The sequence below is a fragment of the Rhodoplanes elegans genome, from assembly GCF_016653355.1.
Lineage (GTDB): Bacteria > Pseudomonadota > Alphaproteobacteria > Rhizobiales > Xanthobacteraceae > Rhodoplanes > Rhodoplanes elegans.
This window is the reverse complement of the sequence record NZ_NHSK01000315.1, coordinates 1-3,765: the sequence shown is the minus strand read 5'-3', so window position 1 is coordinate 3,765 and position 3,765 is coordinate 1. Positions and strand designations below refer to the sequence as shown.

The window sequence follows — 3,765 nt, the reverse complement described above, 5'->3', positions numbered from 1 at the left end:
TCTCCAGCGGGAAGGTCGCCGGGTTAGCCTCGTCGGCCGATGCCACGATGGTGATTGTGGAAAAGTCCGGCACCTGGACGGTGCGGGCGTCCTCGCCGGCGTCGATGAAGCGAACGCCGTGGTTCTTCGTGAGGGCGGCCATCGGAACCCCTTCGCAAGCCGTTCGAAAGCCCCTTGACGAGGGCCGGGATCGAGCGCGAGGCTACGGTCTGCGACACTCCGACGGGCCGCTGACAGGCGTCAGCGGCGAGATTTCAATGACAAGCGCCACCCTTCCGGTTCCTCTCGCCACCCACTTCGATGCCATTGTCCGGACCGTGCAGCAGGCGACCGCTGAAACGGCCCCGACCATCGTTCGCACGGTGATCTCCGAGTTCGCCTGTCTGACCGACCTCGTCGAGATGACGCATGAGCTCAGCGCAGCGATCAACAACGTCGTTCGCAACGTGGAGTCTCTGGCCGAGGCTCTTCTCTCTCCGAACTCGGAGTTCCATGCACTTCGAGCCCTTCATTCTGTCGGTCCCGCGTTAGTGGTCCTGCGAGATCGGCTCGCCCGAGCCGAGCCGAGCGAGGAAGCGAAGGCTCAGAACCTCGTCTGGTAGCGTCGTTACCCGAGACTTCTCGGCGATCAGAGCGCCGCCCAGCGCAGCCACATGGCGTCGACCTCGGCGTCGGTCGTGCCGGGCCGGCTCGCCTGGAGCATCAGGGTGAGCGGGTGGTCGCGCCGGGCGTACTCCATCGTGAGGAACCGCACCGTCTCGCGCGCTCGTGCCGCGTCGTCGAAGCCGGGCGCGGCGCTGATGATGGCGGCGATGGAGGCAGGCACGGCCGTGGCGCTCGCCTCGAACTCGGCGACCGTGATGAACCCGTCCTCGAACAAGCCGAACAGCACCTGGCGCCGGGACAGCAGCGGCAGCATCGCCGGGTCGGCCGCGGGCGGCCTCTGCCTGATCTTGACGATGCTCACGTCGCAACCTCCTGGATCACCGGCTCGCCGGCCTCCGTCCACCCGATCACGACCCGGCTCGTCCCGGCGCCGTAATCGCCCCCGACTCCGTCGGTCAGATCGGCCGCATCGACGGTCCACAGCTCCCGGTCCCCCCGGTCCACCGGCAGGTCCGCCGCGTCGACGATCCGGAACGGCAGCCCCGCCGGCACGTCCTTGGCGGCAATCGCGAGGAGCGCCCGGTCGACGTCGCCGGCGAACACGGCGTCGATGAACTCGCGGGGCGGGATGAGCACCCGGACGGCGCCTCCCTCGACATAGACGATGCGCTTCTCGGTCATCTCGCCCTCACCGAATGACGGCAACGCAAACATAGTTCTGGTCGATCGGGAGCCCCCCGGTCTGACCGCTGATATGGCCGGTGCCGGTGTAGATGCGCACCGACGAGACGTTCGGTGCGGAGGCCCCGCTGTGCAGGTCGGTCTGGTTCGCCGTCCCGTCGTGATTGCCGATGCCGAGGACGCAGTAGTTTGCGTCGGGCATCGCGGTCGCGAAGTTGACGGTGTAGTCCCCGGTGCCGTTGTCGGTGATGCTCGACACGTTGCCGGAGGCGCGGATCGCGACGGTCCCGACGCCGTTGAAGTTGACCCACGCGCGCGCCGCGAAGCTCGGTGCCGCGCCGTCCGCGGTCGCGAGCTTCTCGGCGACCACGTGGGTGAGGTGCGACCCGTCGACGGCCGGCAGCTTGCCGGCCCCGTCGAGCGCCACCGCGTCGTCGGCGCCCGTGCCGACATCCCTGGTCGCCGCCGTGCCGAGCCCCAGATTGGCGCGCCCCCGCGCCTTTGCGGGGGCGTCGTAGACGATCTCCTCGTCGAGCCTGAGCACTGCGGTCGCGAAGTTCGGATCGTTGTTGATCGCGCTCGCCAGCGCGTCGAAGTCCCGAAGGTCTTCCGGCGCGCCGTTGATCAGCGCGGCGATCCGGGCCGCCACGAAGGCCGTGGTGGCGAGGCGCGTCGAGGCGTTGTCGTCGGGCGGCGTCGGCGCCGTCGGCGCACCCGTGAAGGTCGGCGATGCGAGCGGGGCGAGCGCCGCGGTCGCCGCCGCGATCGCGGCCGACGGGTCGCCCGAGGTGACGGCCTCGGCGATGATGGCGGCGCGCCGCGCCGGCGTGAGGAAGAACCGCTCCGCGCTCTCGGCCACGGCGGCTGCCGGAACACCGTCGCGGTAGCCGACGAGCAGCGCCTCGATCTCGGCGGCGCGCGGTGCGATCTCGGTCTCGATCGCCCGGATCACCCGGGCGACGAGCACGCCGGCATCGGCGCCGAGGGCCGCGATGCCGCGCTCCAGGTCGTCGAGCCGCATGTCGACGTCCTGGCGGAACGCCCGCTCGCTCTTCAGCACCTCGCCGACGTTCGAGACTTCGTAGGCTTTGTCCGTCGGGTACTTCCGCGCCATCGCGCCCTCGCGTTACGCCGGCCTGGTCAGATCGGCTCGTAGCCCGCGACCTTGGCCGCATGCTCGCTCGCGAGCAGCGCGGTCAGGATCGCGCCCGTCACCTCGGTCTCCTGGCCCGCGCCGAAGCCGATGCCGCCGAGCTTGAACCGCGCCGACGCCTTGACGCGATAGTAGGCGGCCCTGTCGATCACGGCCGTGGCGTCGTCGGCCGGCGCCGTGGTGGTCTTCTTCGCCATGGGGCTCACTCCGTCGTGTGGGTGCGGCGCTCGACGTGATAGGTCACGCGGGCGTTGTTGGTGGTGCCGGTGAACTCGATCTTGCAGCCCGTGATCCCGGAGCCCGAGGCGAACTGGAACGTCCAGATGCGCTCGATCGCGCCGTCCCGCACCAGGCCGTCGGTGCCGACCACGGGCTTGGTCTCGACCGCGTCGTGGGTCTTCACACTGGCGTACCCGGCGCCGTGCAGCAGCTTGGCGACGAGCGTGTGGCGCGCCGCGTCCCAGGCCGCGACCGTCGCCTTGACGTAGACGGTCTCCAGCGCCGAGCCGAAGGCGATCGGGCTCGAGATGTGCTTGAAGTCGTCGTCGGCCCGGAACACCTCGACCTCGGAGAAGCCGAGATCGAGCACCGGCATGGCCCACTGGTCGCCGCGCAGCACGACACGGAAGTCGTAGTAGGGCGTGACGCCGGAGCCGAACAGCGTGTCGTCACCCTCCGGCGCCTCGATCGTGCGCCACTGACCGCCGACCTGGAGCTGGAACTTCCGGCTCGTGTTCTCCGGCAGGACCTCGGCGTTGCGGATCCGGATGTTGTGGATGCCGCCGTCCAGATTGATGCCCTGCAGCGGCACCGTGACCGAGGTGAGATCGAAGCGGCAGTACTCGGTGACGTGACAGAGGTCCCTGGTCAGGTCGCCCAGGAAGAACGCCCCGTCGGTCGACTCGAAGTAGTTGCCGGCCAGGAACTTCTGGCCCTCGGCATAGGCGACCGTCACGTCGCCCGTGGTGGCGAACAGGTAGGCGTAACGCTTGCCGGCCTCCAGATAGACGGGCGTCGCCCACGGGAAGCGCGTCATCGCCGGCCAGGCCTGGAGCTGACCGGCGGCGAGCGTCACGGTGCGCAGCATGCGGCCGGGCCGCGGCGTGCCGTCCTCGCCGCACTCGACCAGCGAGACCGACACCTCGGCGGTCGCCGACCAGGCCGCGATCCCGAGCCGCATGCCGGGCGTCCACCGGCTCTGCGACTGCAGCCAGGACTGCGCCTTGATCACGCCCTGGATGGTGTGCGGCACCGGCGCGTAGACGTCGTAGGGCGCCTTCGTCGTGGTGGTCCAGAACTTGCGCACCCGGATGATGGCGTGCCCG

The 3,765-nt window shown here is 69.8% G+C and carries 6 protein-coding genes; 1 reads left to right on the top strand and 5 read right to left on the bottom strand.

The window, feature by feature from the left end:
* Positions 1–257: 257 nt before the first annotated feature.
* The gene (locus tag CCR97_RS30955) at positions 258–602 is read left to right on the top strand and encodes a hypothetical protein (RefSeq protein ID WP_201160221.1); all 345 of its coding nucleotides are present in this window, start codon (positions 258–260) and stop codon (positions 600–602) included.
* Positions 603–628: 26 nt separating this feature from the next.
* Here CCR97_RS30955 and CCR97_RS30950 read toward each other — a convergent pair whose 3' ends face one another.
* From CCR97_RS30950 to CCR97_RS30930, 5 genes are all read right to left on the bottom strand, one after another.
* Positions 629–967 carry a hypothetical protein gene (locus tag CCR97_RS30950; RefSeq protein ID WP_111360539.1) on the bottom strand — a complete coding sequence of 113 codons (339 nt, stop codon included), beginning with the start codon at positions 965–967 and terminating at the stop codon, positions 629–631.
* Complete coding sequence (locus CCR97_RS30945; protein WP_111360538.1) at positions 964–1,287, bottom strand: hypothetical protein; 324 nt, start codon at positions 1,285–1,287, stop codon at positions 964–966. The genes CCR97_RS30950 and CCR97_RS30945 overlap by 4 nt, the downstream gene beginning before the upstream one ends.
* Positions 1,288–1,294: 7 nt before the next feature.
* Positions 1,295–2,401, bottom strand: coding sequence for a hypothetical protein (locus CCR97_RS30940; RefSeq protein ID WP_201160220.1), 1,107 nt, complete (start codon positions 2,399–2,401; stop codon positions 1,295–1,297).
* Between the two features lie 26 nt (positions 2,402–2,427).
* Positions 2,428–2,637 carry a hypothetical protein gene (locus CCR97_RS30935; RefSeq protein ID WP_111360769.1) on the bottom strand — a complete coding sequence of 70 codons (210 nt, stop codon included), beginning with the start codon at positions 2,635–2,637 and terminating at the stop codon, positions 2,428–2,430.
* Between the two features lie 5 nt (positions 2,638–2,642).
* The coding region (locus CCR97_RS30930; RefSeq protein ID WP_201160219.1) for a hypothetical protein at positions 2,643–3,765 on the bottom strand (1,123 nt) is incomplete at its 5' end.

Coding starts and splice junctions, on each gene's coding strand:
- CCR97_RS30955 (WP_201160221.1), top strand. CDS start 258: ATGACAAGCGCCACCCTTCCGGTTCCTCTCGCCACCCACTTCGATGCC.
- CCR97_RS30935 (WP_111360769.1), bottom strand. CDS start 2,637: ATGGCGAAGAAGACCACCACGGCGCCGGCCGACGACGCCACGGCCGTG.
- CCR97_RS30945 (WP_111360538.1), bottom strand. CDS start 1,287: ATGACCGAGAAGCGCATCGTCTATGTCGAGGGAGGCGCCGTCCGGGTG.
- CCR97_RS30940 (WP_201160220.1), bottom strand. CDS start 2,401: ATGGCGCGGAAGTACCCGACGGACAAAGCCTACGAAGTCTCGAACGTC.